The organism is Dyella thailandensis (assembly GCF_050749815.1).
Taxonomy (GTDB): domain Bacteria; phylum Pseudomonadota; class Gammaproteobacteria; order Xanthomonadales; family Rhodanobacteraceae; genus Dyella_A.
The window spans coordinates 2,643,179-2,656,365 of sequence record NZ_CP192735.1 but is presented as its reverse complement, the minus strand read 5'-3'; the positions used below and the strand labels follow the sequence as shown (position 1 = coordinate 2,656,365).

Here is a 13,187-nt window from a genome sequence, read left to right as displayed (position 1 = left end):
GAGGGCGCGTCATTATCCGCGAGCGCGGCGCGCCGCACGAGGGGCACGGCTGGCATCGCGAGGCAGCGACGCGGCGCGTTCGCGGGCAAGCAACTGCACCTTGCGCTCCACGCCCCAGCGCCAGCCGCCGGGCGAGCCGTCCTCGCGCACCACGCGGTGGCAGGGCACGATCAGCGCCAGCCGGTTGCTGCCGCAGGCCTGGCCGATGGCGCGGGCCGCCTTGGGCATGCCCAGCTCGCTGGCCAGCTCGCCGTAGCTGCGCGTGCTGCCCTCCGGGATGCGCGTGAGCGCCTGCCACACACGCCACTGGAAGGCGGTGGCGGCCACGTCGATCGGCGGCAGCGCCGGCGCCTCCGCCTCGCTCCAGCCCAGCTCGTGAGCGATGCGGGCGATCACCGCGTCCAGCCATTCCTCGCGGCCGGCGTCGACGCGCTCGCGCTCGGCATGGGGAAACTCCTGCGCCAGTCGCGCTTCGAGGGCGTCGTCGCTCTCTCCCAGCGACACGGCGCACAGGCCGCGCGTGGTGGCGGCGACCAGCAACTGCCCCAGCGGCGTGGCGGTGATGGTGTAGCGGATGCTCGCGCCGGCGCCGCCAGCGCGGTAGCTGGCCGGCGTCATGCCGAGCAGGCGATCGCTGTGCTCATAGACGCGGCTGGCCGAGCCGAAGCCCGCGTCGTAGACCGCTTCGGTTACCGCGCTGCCGTCGCGCAGCGACTGGCGCAGCTGATTGAAGCGGCGGGCGCGGTGGTACTCGGCGGGGCTGACGCCGTAGCGGCGGCGAAACGCCCGCTGCAGGTGCGTCGCGCTGAGGCCGGCGGCGGCCGCCAGTTCGCTCAGGGTAGGCAGCGCGTCGCACTGCTCGATCCGCGCGCGAACGCGCTCGAGGGCGGCATCGGTGGTGGGCTTGGTCATGGCAGCATCCGGGAGAGGATGCGCCCAAGGCTACGCGGCGGGTGCGGCGCGAGCCATCCGGATCTTGCGCGTCACCGCGGTCCGGATGCGCTCAATGCGCGGTGCGGCGGCCTTCGTGCAGCACCACGAACTCGCCTTCCAGGGTCTGGGTGCGATGCGACGGACGGGCAGCGCCGCGCACGGGCGCGCCGGCGCGCAGCTTCCACTGGCGAACCGCCAGCAGCACGAGGCCGCCGACCAGCAGCACGCCGGCAACCATCAGGCCGAACACCATCAACACGCCCACCACGGCGAGGCCAATCAGCACCGACAGGGCGCGGACGAGCGGGTGGCGGGCACGACGCGGGGCAGGCAGGACGAAGCGCATGTGTTAAAAATCCGTGTGGTAAAATCAACGACTTACGCGTGCAACGATGAGGCCTGCGTGCCTCCGAGACAAGTGCCGATGGATAGAAGTGAGACCGCCCGCCCGCTCTGCCGGCTGGACGACATTCCCGATGGCGAGGCCATTGCCGTCGATGCGGCACTGCCCGACGGGCCTGAGAACCTGATCGTGCTGCGACAAGGTGCCGCCGTGCATGCGTACCTCAACATCTGCCCGCACGCGGGGCGGCGGCTGGACTGGGCGCCGGGCAAGTTCCTGATCAGCAAGGGAGCGCTGATCTGCGCCGCACATGGTGCCAGTTTCACTGCATCCACCGGCTGGTGCATCGGCGGCCCATGCCGCGGCCAGGAGCTGCGGCGGGTCGCCGTCGCCGTGGTCGATGGCGAGGTGCGCCTCGCTTCGTGAGGGCTAGAGCCGCGCGTCGGCCAGACCTGGCGGCAGCGCGCTCTTGATGTCGAACACCGCGCAGGCCTCGCGGCCCCAGGCGCGGATCGCGGCGGCATCCAGCGCGACGAACTGCTGGTGCGCCACCGCCAGCACGATCGCGTCGTAGCTGTTCGCCGCGGGCTGTTCGATCGGTCGTAGGCTGAGCTTGCGTTCGGCCTCGTCGGCGTCGGCCCAAGGGTCGTAGACGTCTACCGTGGCGTGCGCCGCCTCCAGCTCGCGCACGATCTCCACCACCCGGGTGTTGCGCAGGTCCGGGCAGTTCTCCTTGAAGGTGAGCCCCAGCACCAGGATGCGCGAGCCCACCACGTGGATGCGCTTGTTCGCCATCAGCCGCATCACCTGGTGCGCCACGTGCAGGCCCATGCGACTGTTGATGCGCCGTGCGGCGAGGATCAGCTCCGGGTGGTAGCCCAGCACCGTTGCCTTGTGGGTGAGGTAGTACGGGTCCACGCCGATGCAGTGGCCGCCGACCAGGCCGGGGCGGAACGGCAGGAAGTTCCACTTGGTACCGGCGGCGTCGAGCACGTCCTGGGTGTCGATGCCCATGGTGTCGAAGATCATCGCCAGCTCGTTGATCAGCGCGATGTTGACGTCGCGCTGGGTGTTCTCGATCACCTTGGCCGCTTCGGCCACCTTGATGCTGGGTGCCTTGTGCGTGCCGGCGGTGATGATGCGCCGGTACAGCGCGTCGACTGCATCGGCCACCTCGGGGGTCGAGCCGGAGGTGATCTTGGTGATCGTGGCGAGGCGATGCTGGCGGTCGCCCGGGTTGATCCGCTCGGGGCTGTAGCCGCAGAAGAAATCCACGTTGAAGCGCAGGCCCGACACGCGTTCCAGCACCGGCACGCACACTTCTTCGGTGGTGCCCGGGTACACGGTGGATTCGTAGATCACGATGTCGCCGCGCTTGAGCACGCCGCCGATGGTGGCGCTGGCCTGCTCCAGCGGCGTCAGGTCGGGCCGGTTCGCCTCGTCCACCGGGGTCGGCACGGTGACGATGAACACGTTGCAATCGGCCAGCGCGGAAGCATCGGCGCTGAGCTGCAGCTGGCTGGCCGCGCGCAGCTCGTCGGACGAGGTTTCGCGCGTGTGGTCGATGCCGGCGCGCAAGGCGGCGACGCGCTCGGCGCTGGTGTCGAAACCCACCGTGGGCAGCAGCCGACCGAACTCCACCGCCAGCGGCAGGCCGACATAGCCCAGGCCTACGATGCCCAGCCGAGAAGGATTCACCATGCGATTCGGTTCCGTGACTCGTCGAGCGGCAAAGGGTAGCGGACTCAGTGGAACATCAGGTTGATCACCAGCATGGTGACCAGCAGCACGGCCAGCGTCAGCGGCACGCCGACACGCAGGAAATCCTTGCCACGATAGCCGCCCGGTCCGGCCACCATCATCAGCGCCGGATGGCCGGAGCTGAGCAGGAAGGTGTTGGACGAGGACACCGCCACGATCAGCGCATACGCCGAAGGATTGCCGCCGGTGGCCACCGCCACGCTGATCGCGATGGGCACCATCATGACCGTAGCGCCCACGTTGGACATGACCTGCGAGAACAGCAGCGTGAGGATCGCCAGCGACAGTTGCAGGATCCACGGCGCGGCGTGGCCGAGGTAGGCGAGTACTTCCTGCGCCAGCCAGGCGGCGGTGCCGGTGGCGTCCATCGACCAGCCCAGCGGAATGAGGCAGGCGGTGACAAAGATCGTCTTCCAGTTGATCGCCTTGTACGCCTCATCCATGTTCAGTACGCCGGTGAGCAGCATGCCGACCGCGCCGGTCATCATCGCCACCGAGAGATCGAGGTTGGTGAACAGCGCCAGGCCCTTGGCCAGGGTGAAAAAGCCCACCGCGTGCCAGATCTTGCCGGGACGCTGCTCTTCCTTGGGGATGTCGGTGACCACCACGAGGTCCTTGTCCTCCGTGGTCTGCGCCAGCTCGCGCCAGCTCGAGTGCAGCACCAGCGTGTCGCCGGCGCGCAGGCTGATGCCGCGCACGTCGTCGCGCAGCACCTGGTCGCCGCGGTTCACCGCCAGCACCGAAATGCCGTAGCGCTTGCGCAGGCGCAGCTCGCCGATGGTCTGCTTGATGAAGCGCGAGCTCGGCGGAATCACCGCCTCGGAAATGCCGGCACGGGTCGGATTGAACAGCTCGGCGAGCTGGCGCATGCGCGGCGACAGCTTGCACAGCTGGTTGTTGGCGAACTGCGCCAGTTGCTCGCGCGGGCCGAGCACGCCGAGCACCGAGCCGACCCAGATCACCTGGTCCACCGGCGGCGCCATGCGAGCGTCGTTGCCGCTCTTGATCGCCAGGATCAGCGGCGCCTCGCGCAGTTGCTCCACCTCGCCGATGCTCATGCCGACCAGTGGGCTCTCGGCAGTGACGGTGAGCTCGGCGGTCTCGCCCACGATGCCGTAGGTGTCGGCGAAGTAGCTCTCGGTACGGCCCGGGGTGACTTTGAGCCGCTCGTCCTCACGCTCTGGCAGCAGCTTGCGGGTGAAGAAATAGAAGAACGCCACGCCCAGTACCGCCAACGCCAGGCCCACCGGGGTCACACTGAACAGGCCGAACTTGGGGATCGTGTGCGCGCCGGGCGGCAGGTTGTTGTTGGCGCTGGCGATCAGGTCGTTGAGGATGATCAGCGGCGAGTTGGCGATCAGCGTGGTGTTGGTGGCGGTGAGAATGCAGAACGCCATCGGCAGCAACAGGCGCGAGATCGGCACGCCGGTGCGCGCGGACAGGCGGCTGATCACCGGGATCATCAGGGCCGCCAGCGCCTGGCTGGGAATCACCGCGCTGAACAGGCTGGTGACCGCATTGATCACCACGCCCAGACGCGATTCCATGCCGCGCGCCATGCGCATCACGAAGTTGGCGGTGAGTGCGAGCACGCCGGCGCGATCCAGCCCGGCGCCCATGATCATGATCGCGATGATCGCGATCACCGCGTTGCCGGCGAAGCCGTTGAACACGCGGTCGGAGGGGATCAGCCCAGTCAGGCCGATCACCACCACCACCAACAGGGCGACCATGTCGGCGCGGATCCACTCCAGCACCAGCATGAGCATGGTGAAGCCGACCAGGGCCAGCACCAGGATCATTTCGGGAGTGAGGGTCAGGCCCACGGAGTGAGGTCTCGCCGGTCAGGAATTCGCACGCCGCAGGGTCGCCGGGCCAGGCCGCCATGTTGCATGCGGTGGTGCGAAGTGAACCTCACGCGGCGCCCCGTCCCTGTATCAGGCCGCAGTATATGCGGCCGGGCCGCGCGGCTGGTGAACCACGCCGCACGCAGACCTCAGCGACGGCGATAAAGCAGATCCCACACGCCATGCCCGAGCTTGAGCCCGCGCCGCTCGAAGTGGGTCTCGATGCGCCAGTCCGGTTTCTCGGCATAGGTACCCGGGGCCACCGCGTTGCGCCAGTCCGGCGCCGCTTCCATCACCTCGAGCATGTGCTCGGCATAGGGCTGCCAGTCGGTGGCCAGGTGCAGCAGACCGTCGGGCGACATACGCGAGGCGAGCAGGGCCACGAATTGCGGCTGGATGATGCGGCGCTTGTTGTGGCGCTTCTTGTGCCAGGGGTCGGGAAACCAGATGCGTGCCTCGGCCAGCGTGCCAGGGGCAATCTCGTGTTCGAGCACTTCCACCGCGTCGTGCTTGTACAGGCGCACGTTGGCGGCATCGCGGGCGGCCAGCGCGTTCATCAGCCGACCCACGCCCGGGCCGTGCACTTCCACGCCGATGAAGTCGCGCGCCTGATCGTGCTCGCTGGCCCAGGCCAGCGCCTCGCCGTTGCCGAAGCCGATCTCCAGCACAAGCGGTGCGCTACGTCCGAAAGCTGCGGTGAAGTCGCGCGGCGCGCCGCGGTAGTCCAGCCCGTAGCGCGACCAGTGCGCGTCGAACGCGCGTTGCTGCGCCGGGGTCATGCGGCCCTCGCGCAACACGAAGCTGCGGATGCGGCGCAGGTAGGCCGGGCCGTCGGCGTCCGCCGGGGGTGCGTGGTCGGGGTGGTCGGTCATGGGGAACATCCGCGGGTCATGGGCAGCGGCACTGGATGGAGCGCCCGAAAAGCAGCGGCCGGCATGCCGCGAAGCATGCCGGCCGTGGCAAGGCCGCCCATTGTATCGCCGGGGCTCAGCGATGTTGGAATCGCGCAGCGCCGGGGTGCCCGGTGTTGCTGTCCTCGTACTTGCGCGGCGGTGGGGCACGACGCGGTTCGCTCTGGGCTGGCGGTGCCGCGCGCGGTGCCGGGGCTTCGAAGCGTCGCTGCGGCATCGACATGGCCTCTCGCGGCGCCGGCATCGCCGGGCGTGCCGCCGGCGCCATCGCCTGGCGCGGTTCGAAGCGTGGCTCGAAGCGCCGTTCCACCATCGGTTCGGCGGGGCGAGGGCGCTCGCTGCGCAGCGCCTGGGGCTCGCCTTGCGCCGCACGCCAGGCGGGTGGCGGACGGCGCTCGGCCGGCACAAAGCGCGGCGTGACCGGCAGCGTCGCCGGGCGCTGCGTCTCACGGGGACGCGCGTAGCCGTAAGCGGGTGTTGGAGCCGACGCACGTGGCGGGCTCGCGGCGGGGAGTTGCTCGGCGCGGACGAAGCGCGGTACCGACGGCAGCGTGCCGGCGCGCGTCGGCGGGGCATTCGGCTCACTCAGACCGGGGCGGCCGTGGGCGAAGCGGGAGGACGGCATCGCCATCGCACGTTCACTGGTTGCGGCGTCCGGTCGACCCCTGACCGCCGGGAACCGCTCGACGTGGTCGGCCGCGCCGGCCGTCCCGACGACGCGTGCAGGTGCGGGGCCGGTCTCCTGCGACATCGGGCGGCCGCGCACGAAGCGCGCGGACGGCAACGCCGCCGATGGCACCGCGAGCGGCGCATCCGGTCGACCGCGCGCCTGCGGGAAGCGGTTGGCGAGTCCCTCGCGAGGCGGGGGCGCGCGGTGGCTCACCACGGGTCGATCAAAACGACCCTGCGGCACGGTCCGTCCGCGCGGCGCGGGAGCACCGGCGAAGCTGGCGTGCACCGGGCTCACCGGCAGGCGACCGAGCACCGGCGCCGTGCGCAGGTTGCCTGGATCGATCTGCACCCGATGGCCTTCCACCCGCCGTGCCTGCACGAACGCCTCGCGCGAAACGGCGGTGATGCCGTGCGGCGCATGGCGATTGACGTAGTGCTCGTCCGGCGCGCGGCCTTCGCGGTAGCGTCGATAGCGCTCGTTGAAATAGCGCTCGAAGCCGTCGCGGTCGTGGTCGTGGTGCCGACGATCATCCCAGTGCAGGTTGTGCCGGTTCACTCGGCGGTAGTAGCCCGCGCTGACGCGATACCAGGGGTTGTAGAAGTCGCCCGGACCGAGCGGGAACCAGCCGATCGGCGCTCCCGCACCCACCGATACGCTCCAGCCGTTGCCGCCGACGAAGGCCACCAGCGCCGGCGCGTACACCGCGCGCAACTCGCGCGGCCCCGGGATCCAGCCCCAGCGACCGCCCACGTTGATCCAGCGGCCGTAGTGGTACGGCGCAAAGCCCCATGGTGCGTCGTCGATCCAGGTCCAGCCCCACGGCGCCACGTAGGCCCAGTGGCCATCGCGGTAGGGCGCCCAGTCGCTGGCGACGGTGGCCGGGTACCAGACCTGGCCGTAGGCGTCGTCGCTCTGCCACTGGCCGTAGCGATCGAGATCCTCGTAGCCGATGACGTCGTCGGCGACGTACTGGCGGCTGCTCGCGCGGGCGTAGCGATCGTCGCGGTCGGCGCACCACAGGTCGAACGCGTCCTGGGCGCCTGCGTAGGATTCGGCCACCTGCGCCAGCGAGCTGTCGTCGAAGCGATAGCGGTGCCCGCCGATCAGCCGACGGCTGGCGTCATTGGCGCCGTACACCGTGGCCTGGCCGTCCAGCGCGGTGATGTCGGTGGTGCCGCTGCGCTCGTCCACGTCGATGCGGTACACGCCGGGCGAGTTGACCACCAGCGCCACGTTCGGCGTGTCGATCTCGTAGCTTTCATCCGGATCGAGCGTGCGTACGGACAGATTGAGCGTGCCGCGGGTGAGTTCCAACTGGGCGAGGCGATCGTCCAGTTGCAGTATCCCCACGTCGGTGTTCCGGTCGAGCCGCAGGCTGGCATGGTCCAGCTCCAGCTCGGCGCGCGCGTCGTTCGCCGCCGTGAGGCGGTCGCCGCGGGTGAGTGGACGGTTCAGCGAGGCCTCGCTCCAATCGTCGGCGCCGGCGGGCAGCAAGCCGACGTCGCCGGCCAGGTACGCCAGGCGCGCCACCCGGTCAGGCGGATCGCCGGCATCGCCACCGGACGACTGCGCCTGCGCGATGCCGGCAGCGAACGCCAGCGCAAGCACTGCGCCGAGCCGCGACCACGCACGCCAACCGGCGAGGCGAAACAACCAGGACTGACCCATGACTTCCTCCGTGGAAGCGGCGGCCCGGGCGCGGGCCCAGTTCGCAAAACGTTTCGCCATCGGTCGGGATGACCGCGGCGGCATTATGGACACGCAACCGCGGCGGACAGCTCGCGGGAAGGCACCGATCAGGCGCTCGATTCAGCCGGCCGCCATGTGCGGTTTAGCCGGCGTTGGGCCGCATGCGGGCGCTTCCCTCGCGCGCGACGGGCGGGTTACCATCTGCCGCCGACGCGGGTGTAGCTCAATGGTAGAGCTGTAGCTTCCCAAGCTACTGACGAGGGTTCGATTCCCTTCACCCGCTCCACTCCCCCTCGATCCCCGAGCCCCCACCTCCCGACGCGTGCGCTGACCATGGCGGATGTCATCACCCTCGGCTGGCGGGAGCGCGTGGCGCTGCCCGATCTCGGCATCGCCGGCCTCAAGGCCAAGCTCGACACGGGCGCGCGGTCCAGCGCGCTGCACATCGACTCGCTCGAAACCTTTCGCCGCGACGGCGTCACTTGGCTGCGCTTCAGCGTGAGCGCGGGCCGTCGCCGCGTGACCACGTGGCAGGGCGAAGCGCCGGCGCTGGATCGGCGCGTGGTTACCGACACCGGCGGGCGGCGCAGCGAGCGCTGGTTCATCCGCAGTTCGGTGAGCCTGGCCGGGCAGGCGTTTCCGATTGACATCAGCTTGACCGATCGTCGTCACATGCTGTTTCCCATGCTGCTTGGCCGCACCGCCCTGATCGGGCGGTTTGCGGTCGATCCGATGCTCTCCTATACCCAGCCGCGCGCCGAGCGCGCGGTGCCGGACAACCCATGAAAATAGCCATCCTCTCGCGCAATACGCGGCTGTACTCGACCCAGCGCCTGGTGGAGGCGGCGCGCGAGCGCGGCCACGTGGTGCGCGTGCTCGATCCGCTGCGCTGCTACGTGCGCATCGCGCCGGGCAACATGGAGATCCGCTACAAGGGCAAGGCGCTGCGCGACATCGATGCGGTGATCCCGCGCATCGGCACGCAGAGCACGTTCTACGGCACCGCCGTGCTGCGCCAGCTGGAGATGATGGGCGTGTACACGCCCAATCCGTCCGATGCGGTGCTGCGCGCGCGCGACAAGCTGCGCTGCCTGCAGATCCTCGCCTCGCACGGGCTGCAGATGCCGGTGACCGTGTTCGGCGACAACCCCGACGACACCACCGACGTGCTGGCGATGCTGGGCGAGCCGCCGCACGTGATCAAGCTCAACGAAGGCAGCCAGGGCACCGGCGTGGTGCTGGCGGAAAAGCGCAGCGCCTCGCAGAGCGTGATCGAGGCGTTCCGCGGTCTGTACGCCAACTTCCTGGTGCAGGAGTTCATCGCCGAGGCCAAGGGCAGCGACCTGCGCTGCTTCGTGGTCGGCAACAAGGTGGTGGCGGCGATGCAGCGCGATGCCAGCCCGGGCGAGTTCCGCGCCAACCTGCATCGCGGCGGTACCGCAGTGAAGGCCACGCTCAGCGCGCAGGAAAAGAAGATCGCCATTCGCGCCGCGCAGGCACTGGGGTTGGGCATCGCCGGCGTGGATCTGCTGCGCTCCGATCGCGGGCCGCTGCTGCTGGAAGTGAATGCCTCGCCGGGACTCGAAGGCATCGAGGCGGCCAGCGGCGTGGATGTGTCCGGCTGCATCATCAAGCATCTGGAGCAGAACGCAGCTGGCTGAACACTCGGCGGGTCGTCAGCGGGCCATTAACTGCATCCTAACCACCCCCCGCCTATAAAGACCCCACTGCATTTGCTTGGCACTTCAACCTGTAGGTCTGGTGGCAGCAGATTCGGTATCGGGGCAGTAGCTTGGGCCCGGGTGTGCTGATCCCGCGTGGACAGTCATCCGGGCCTTTTCTTTGCCCGCGCGGCGCGTTCAGTTTTCGCGCCCGGGCGGCTCCGCTTTCCCCCAGCAGGCTTGTTAAGCTTGCAAACCATAAGGCCGGCCCGTGCGCCGACCGCACGGAGTGGCGCATGCGCGTACTGGTGATCGAAGACAACAGCGATATCGCGACCAACATCGGCGACTATCTGGAAGACCGCGGCCACGTGGTCGATTTTGCCGGCGACGGCGTCACCGGTCTGCACCTGGCGGTGGTGCACGATTTCGACGTGATCGTGCTCGACCTCACCCTGCCCGGCATGGACGGGCTGGAAGTGGCCCGCAAGCTGCGCCACGAGGCGCACAAGCAGACGCCGATCCTCATGCTCACCGCGCGCGACGCGCTGGAGCAGAAGCTCACCGGCTTCGAATCTGGCGCCGACGACTACATGACCAAGCCGTTCGCGCTGCAGGAACTGTCCGCGCGGCTGGAAGTGCTGGCGCGGCGCGGCAAGGGTCCGCAGAGCCGCGTGCTCAAGGTGGCCGATCTCACCTTCAACCTCGACACGCTCACGGTGAACCGCGAGGGCAAGTCGATCCAGTTGAACCCGATCGGCCTCAAGCTGCTGCAGGCGCTGATGGAAGCGAGCCCGTCGGTGGTGACCCGCCAGGACCTGGAACAGAAGGTGTGGGGCGAGGAGCTGCCGGACAGCGACTCGCTGCGGGTGCACATCCATGGATTGCGTGCGGCGATCGACAAGCCGTTCGAGAAGCCGCTGATTCACACGCGGCACGGCATCGGTTACCGCATGGTCGATCCGGATGCAGTCCAGGCGTAAGCTGCGGTTCCGCCTCGTCGTCTCCTTCGCGCTGTTCGGCTTCGGCCTCAGCGCGTTGTTTGCATTTGCGGCGCTGAATATCCGCACGCGGGTGGAGGATCAGCTGGTCAACGCCAGCCTGTTGGATGACGCCAAGTACTCCAACCGCTTCGCCCAGGAGCATCCTGACGCGCCTGGACCGGGCTCGCGACTCATCACAGGCATGGTCAAGAGCGATCGCACGCTCTACAAGGCGCCGTTGGCATGGCAGAACCTTGGTACCGGCGTGCACGACATCCATGAGCCGGATCCGGACGATGGTGGTCGGGTGCACCACTATAAGCTCGCGGTATACCGCGAGAACGGCATCATCAGTTTCGTGCGCTACGACGTCTCGCGCGAAGAACTCGGCAAGCAGCAGCTGCTCTTCAGCGTCATCGGCGCAGTATTCCTGTTCGGCCTGCTGTCGCTGGCGATCGGCCTGTGGCTGTCGCGCAAGGTGCTCAAGCCGGTCAGCCAGCTGGCGCAGCGCTTGCGCGAGTTCCGCAAGGCCGGCAAGGCCGAGCCGCTGGCGGTGCACTTCGCCGATGACGAGGTCGGCGAGCTGGCGCAGGCGCTGGACGACTACGCGGCCCGGCTCACCTCGATGGTGGAGCGCGATCGCGAGTTCAATTCCGACGTCAGCCACGAGCTGCGCACGCCGCTGGCGGTGATCGCGAGTACCACCGAACTGCTGCAAGGTTCGCCGGATCTCACTCCCAAGCTCGCCGAACGGCTCAAGCGCATCGAGCGCGCCTCGCGCCAGGCCACCGAGCTGATCGAGGCGCTGCTGCTGCTGTCGCGCGCCGAACGTCGTGGCCCGACCCGCGGTGAAACCACCGACGTGGCCAAGGTGGCCGCCGACGTGATCGAGAGCCAGCGCCCGCAGATCCGCGACAAGCCCGTCGCCGTGCACCTGGATCAGCGCGAGCCGGTCAGCGTGAACGCACCGGCCTCCGTGCTGGCGGTGGCGCTGACCAACCTGATCGGCAACGCCATCAAGTACACGCTCGATGGCGAGGTGCGGGTGGAAGTGGGCGCCAACGGCATCGAGGTGATCGACACCGGTCCGGGTATCAAACCGGAGGATGCCGAACGGCTGTTCCAGCGCGGCGTCCGCGGTGAAGGCGCCGGCGGCAGCGGCGCGGGTCTGGGCCTGGCGATCGTGCGGCGACTGTGCGAGCTCTACGGCTGGCAGGTATCAATGCGCCCGCGCACCGACACCAACGGCGCCGTCGCCAGTATCGCGTTCAGCTGATCCGCCTGCCGGTGTAGGAGCCCGCTCGCGGGCGATGCTCTCGGCTTTGATGTTGATCCAGAGCGAAAGCATCGCCCGCGAGCGGGCTCCTACGGGGGGACAAAAAAACGCCCCGCGATGCGGGGCGTTTTGTTCTGCACAGGCGATGAGCGTCAGACTGCTTCCAGCCAGCCCCACTTGTCGCTGGTGCTGCCGTCGAACAGGCCGAAGTACAGCTCCTGCAGCCGGCGGGTAACGCGGCCGGCGGTGCCGTTGCCGATCTGCTTGCCGTCGACCGAGTTGATCGGCGTGATCTCCGCGGCGGTGCCGCACATCAGCAGCTCGTCGCACAGGTACAGGTACTCGCGCGGGATGTCGCGCTCCACCACTTCGATGCCTTCCTCGCGCGCGAGCACCTTGATCGTGTCGCGGGTGATGCCGGTGAGGATCGAGGCGCTGGCCGGGGTGGTGTGAAGCACGCCGTCGAACACCAGGAACAGGTTCTCGCCGGCACCTTCGCTGAGCAGGCCGGTGGAGGCCATCGCGATGCCCTCGCCAAAGCCCAGGCGACGCGCTTCACGCGCGATCAGCTGGCCGGAGAGATAGTTGCCGCCGGCCTTGGCGCCGGCCGGGATGGTGTTCGGCGCAAAGCGCTGCCAGCTCGACACGCAGGCGGTGATGCCCTTTTCCAGCGCCTCCGGCCCGAGGTACGGACCCATCGGCCAGGTCGCCACGGCCACGTCGATCGGCGTCTCGGCGGAGAGACCGAATCCGCCCAGGCCGCGGTAGGCCACCGGGCGCAGGTAGGCAGCGGAGAAGCCGTTCTTCTTGATCACCTCGCGGCAGGCCGTGGCCAGCTCGTCCAGCGAGTACGGCAGCACCATGTCGTAGATACGCGCGGACTGGTACAGGCGCTTGAGGTGGTCGGTGAGACGGAAGATCGCCGCGCCGTCGGGCGTGGCGTAGCTGCGGATGCCCTCGAACACCGAGGAGCCGTAGTGCAGCGCATGTGACATCACGTGGGCGGTGGCGTCTTTCCACGGCTTGATCTCGCCGTTCTGCCAGATCCATTCGGGGTACTGCTGCGCCATGACGGTTCTCCGGTTGGGGACCGCCCATGATAACGGGTCG

12 protein-coding genes and 1 tRNA gene are annotated in these 13,187 nt (G+C 68.8%); 6 read left to right on the top strand and 7 right to left on the bottom strand.

Going from position 1 to position 13,187, the window contains the following annotated elements:
- Positions 1-12 precede the first annotated feature (12 nt).
- Both ACQVBX_RS12280 and ACQVBX_RS12275 read right to left on the bottom strand, forming a co-directional pair.
- The gene (locus tag ACQVBX_RS12280; protein WP_431634373.1) at positions 13-912 is read right to left on the bottom strand and encodes a methylated-DNA--[protein]-cysteine S-methyltransferase; all 900 of its coding nucleotides are present in this window, start codon (positions 910-912) and stop codon (positions 13-15) included.
- Positions 913-1,003: 91 nt separating this feature from the next.
- Complete coding sequence (locus ACQVBX_RS12275) at positions 1,004-1,279, bottom strand: hypothetical protein (protein ID WP_431634371.1); 276 nt, start codon at positions 1,277-1,279, stop codon at positions 1,004-1,006.
- Positions 1,280-1,357: 78 nt separating this feature from the next.
- Here ACQVBX_RS12275 and ACQVBX_RS12270 point away from each other — a divergent pair, with 78 nt between their 5' ends.
- Entirely contained in the window at positions 1,358-1,702 is a 345-nt protein-coding gene (locus ACQVBX_RS12270) for a Rieske (2Fe-2S) protein (protein WP_431634370.1), read from the top strand.
- 3 nt (positions 1,703-1,705) lie between these two features.
- On the opposite strand, the gene ACQVBX_RS12265 is transcribed toward ACQVBX_RS12270, so the two are convergent.
- The 4 genes from ACQVBX_RS12265 to ACQVBX_RS12250 all read right to left on the bottom strand — a co-directional run bounded on the left by ACQVBX_RS12265 (position 1,706) and on the right by ACQVBX_RS12250 (position 8,136).
- Positions 1,706-2,977 (bottom strand): nucleotide sugar dehydrogenase, encoded by a 1,272-nt coding sequence (locus tag ACQVBX_RS12265; RefSeq protein WP_431634368.1) that lies wholly within the window; start codon positions 2,975-2,977, stop codon positions 1,706-1,708.
- Between the two features lie 44 nt (positions 2,978-3,021).
- Positions 3,022-4,839 carry an SLC13 family permease gene (locus ACQVBX_RS12260; protein ID WP_431638177.1) on the bottom strand — a complete coding sequence of 606 codons (1,818 nt, stop codon included), beginning with the start codon at positions 4,837-4,839 and terminating at the stop codon, positions 3,022-3,024.
- Positions 4,840-5,033: 194 nt separating this feature from the next.
- The gene (gene trmB, locus ACQVBX_RS12255) at positions 5,034-5,756 is read right to left on the bottom strand and encodes a tRNA (guanosine(46)-N7)-methyltransferase TrmB (RefSeq protein ID WP_431634367.1); all 723 of its coding nucleotides are present in this window, start codon (positions 5,754-5,756) and stop codon (positions 5,034-5,036) included.
- 115 nt (positions 5,757-5,871) lie between these two features.
- On the bottom strand, positions 5,872-8,136 hold the full coding sequence (locus ACQVBX_RS12250; protein ID WP_431634366.1) for a DUF6600 domain-containing protein: 2,265 nt from the start codon (positions 8,134-8,136) through the stop codon (positions 5,872-5,874).
- A 233-nt stretch (positions 8,137-8,369) separates the two neighbouring features.
- Between ACQVBX_RS12250 and ACQVBX_RS12245 the strand changes: the two genes are divergently transcribed.
- The 5 genes from ACQVBX_RS12245 to ACQVBX_RS12225 all read left to right on the top strand — a co-directional run bounded on the left by ACQVBX_RS12245 (position 8,370) and on the right by ACQVBX_RS12225 (position 12,077).
- A tRNA-Gly gene (locus ACQVBX_RS12245) sits at positions 8,370-8,443 on the top strand.
- Positions 8,444-8,490: 47 nt separating this feature from the next.
- Complete coding sequence (locus tag ACQVBX_RS12240) at positions 8,491-8,943, top strand: ATP-dependent zinc protease family protein (RefSeq protein WP_431634364.1); 453 nt, start codon at positions 8,491-8,493, stop codon at positions 8,941-8,943.
- Positions 8,940-9,818, top strand: coding sequence for a 30S ribosomal protein S6--L-glutamate ligase (rimK, locus tag ACQVBX_RS12235; protein WP_431634363.1), 879 nt, complete (start codon positions 8,940-8,942; stop codon positions 9,816-9,818). The genes ACQVBX_RS12240 and rimK overlap by 4 nt, the downstream gene beginning before the upstream one ends.
- A gap of 296 nt (positions 9,819-10,114) precedes the next feature.
- Positions 10,115-10,801, top strand: a complete 687-nt coding sequence (locus ACQVBX_RS12230; RefSeq protein WP_431634362.1) for a response regulator transcription factor — start codon at positions 10,115-10,117, stop codon at positions 10,799-10,801.
- Positions 10,785-12,077 (top strand): sensor histidine kinase, encoded by a 1,293-nt coding sequence (locus ACQVBX_RS12225; RefSeq protein WP_431634361.1) that lies wholly within the window; start codon positions 10,785-10,787, stop codon positions 12,075-12,077. Before ACQVBX_RS12230 ends, ACQVBX_RS12225 begins: the two co-directional genes overlap by 17 nt.
- 152 nt (positions 12,078-12,229) lie before the next feature.
- On the opposite strand, the gene ACQVBX_RS12220 is transcribed toward ACQVBX_RS12225, so the two are convergent.
- Positions 12,230-13,147 (bottom strand): branched-chain amino acid transaminase, encoded by a 918-nt coding sequence (locus tag ACQVBX_RS12220; protein ID WP_431634360.1) that lies wholly within the window; start codon positions 13,145-13,147, stop codon positions 12,230-12,232.
- Between the last annotated feature and the right edge of the window lie 40 nt (positions 13,148-13,187).

Coding starts and splice junctions, on each gene's coding strand:
- ACQVBX_RS12280 (WP_431634373.1), bottom strand. CDS start 912: ATGACCAAGCCCACCACCGATGCCGCCCTCGAGCGCGTTCGCGCGCGG.
- ACQVBX_RS12275 (WP_431634371.1), bottom strand. CDS start 1,279: ATGCGCTTCGTCCTGCCTGCCCCGCGTCGTGCCCGCCACCCGCTCGTC.
- ACQVBX_RS12270 (WP_431634370.1), top strand. CDS start 1,358: ATGGATAGAAGTGAGACCGCCCGCCCGCTCTGCCGGCTGGACGACATT.
- ACQVBX_RS12265 (WP_431634368.1), bottom strand. CDS start 2,977: ATGGTGAATCCTTCTCGGCTGGGCATCGTAGGCCTGGGCTATGTCGGC.
- ACQVBX_RS12260 (WP_431638177.1), bottom strand. CDS start 4,839: ATGATCCTGGTGCTGGCCCTGGTCGGCTTCACCATGCTCATGCTGGTG.
- trmB (WP_431634367.1), bottom strand. CDS start 5,756: ATGACCGACCACCCCGACCACGCACCCCCGGCGGACGCCGACGGCCCG.
- ACQVBX_RS12250 (WP_431634366.1), bottom strand. CDS start 8,136: ATGGGTCAGTCCTGGTTGTTTCGCCTCGCCGGTTGGCGTGCGTGGTCG.
- ACQVBX_RS12240 (WP_431634364.1), top strand. CDS start 8,491: ATGGCGGATGTCATCACCCTCGGCTGGCGGGAGCGCGTGGCGCTGCCC.
- rimK (WP_431634363.1), top strand. CDS start 8,940: ATGAAAATAGCCATCCTCTCGCGCAATACGCGGCTGTACTCGACCCAG.
- ACQVBX_RS12230 (WP_431634362.1), top strand. CDS start 10,115: ATGCGCGTACTGGTGATCGAAGACAACAGCGATATCGCGACCAACATC.
- ACQVBX_RS12225 (WP_431634361.1), top strand. CDS start 10,785: ATGCAGTCCAGGCGTAAGCTGCGGTTCCGCCTCGTCGTCTCCTTCGCG.
- ACQVBX_RS12220 (WP_431634360.1), bottom strand. CDS start 13,147: ATGGCGCAGCAGTACCCCGAATGGATCTGGCAGAACGGCGAGATCAAG.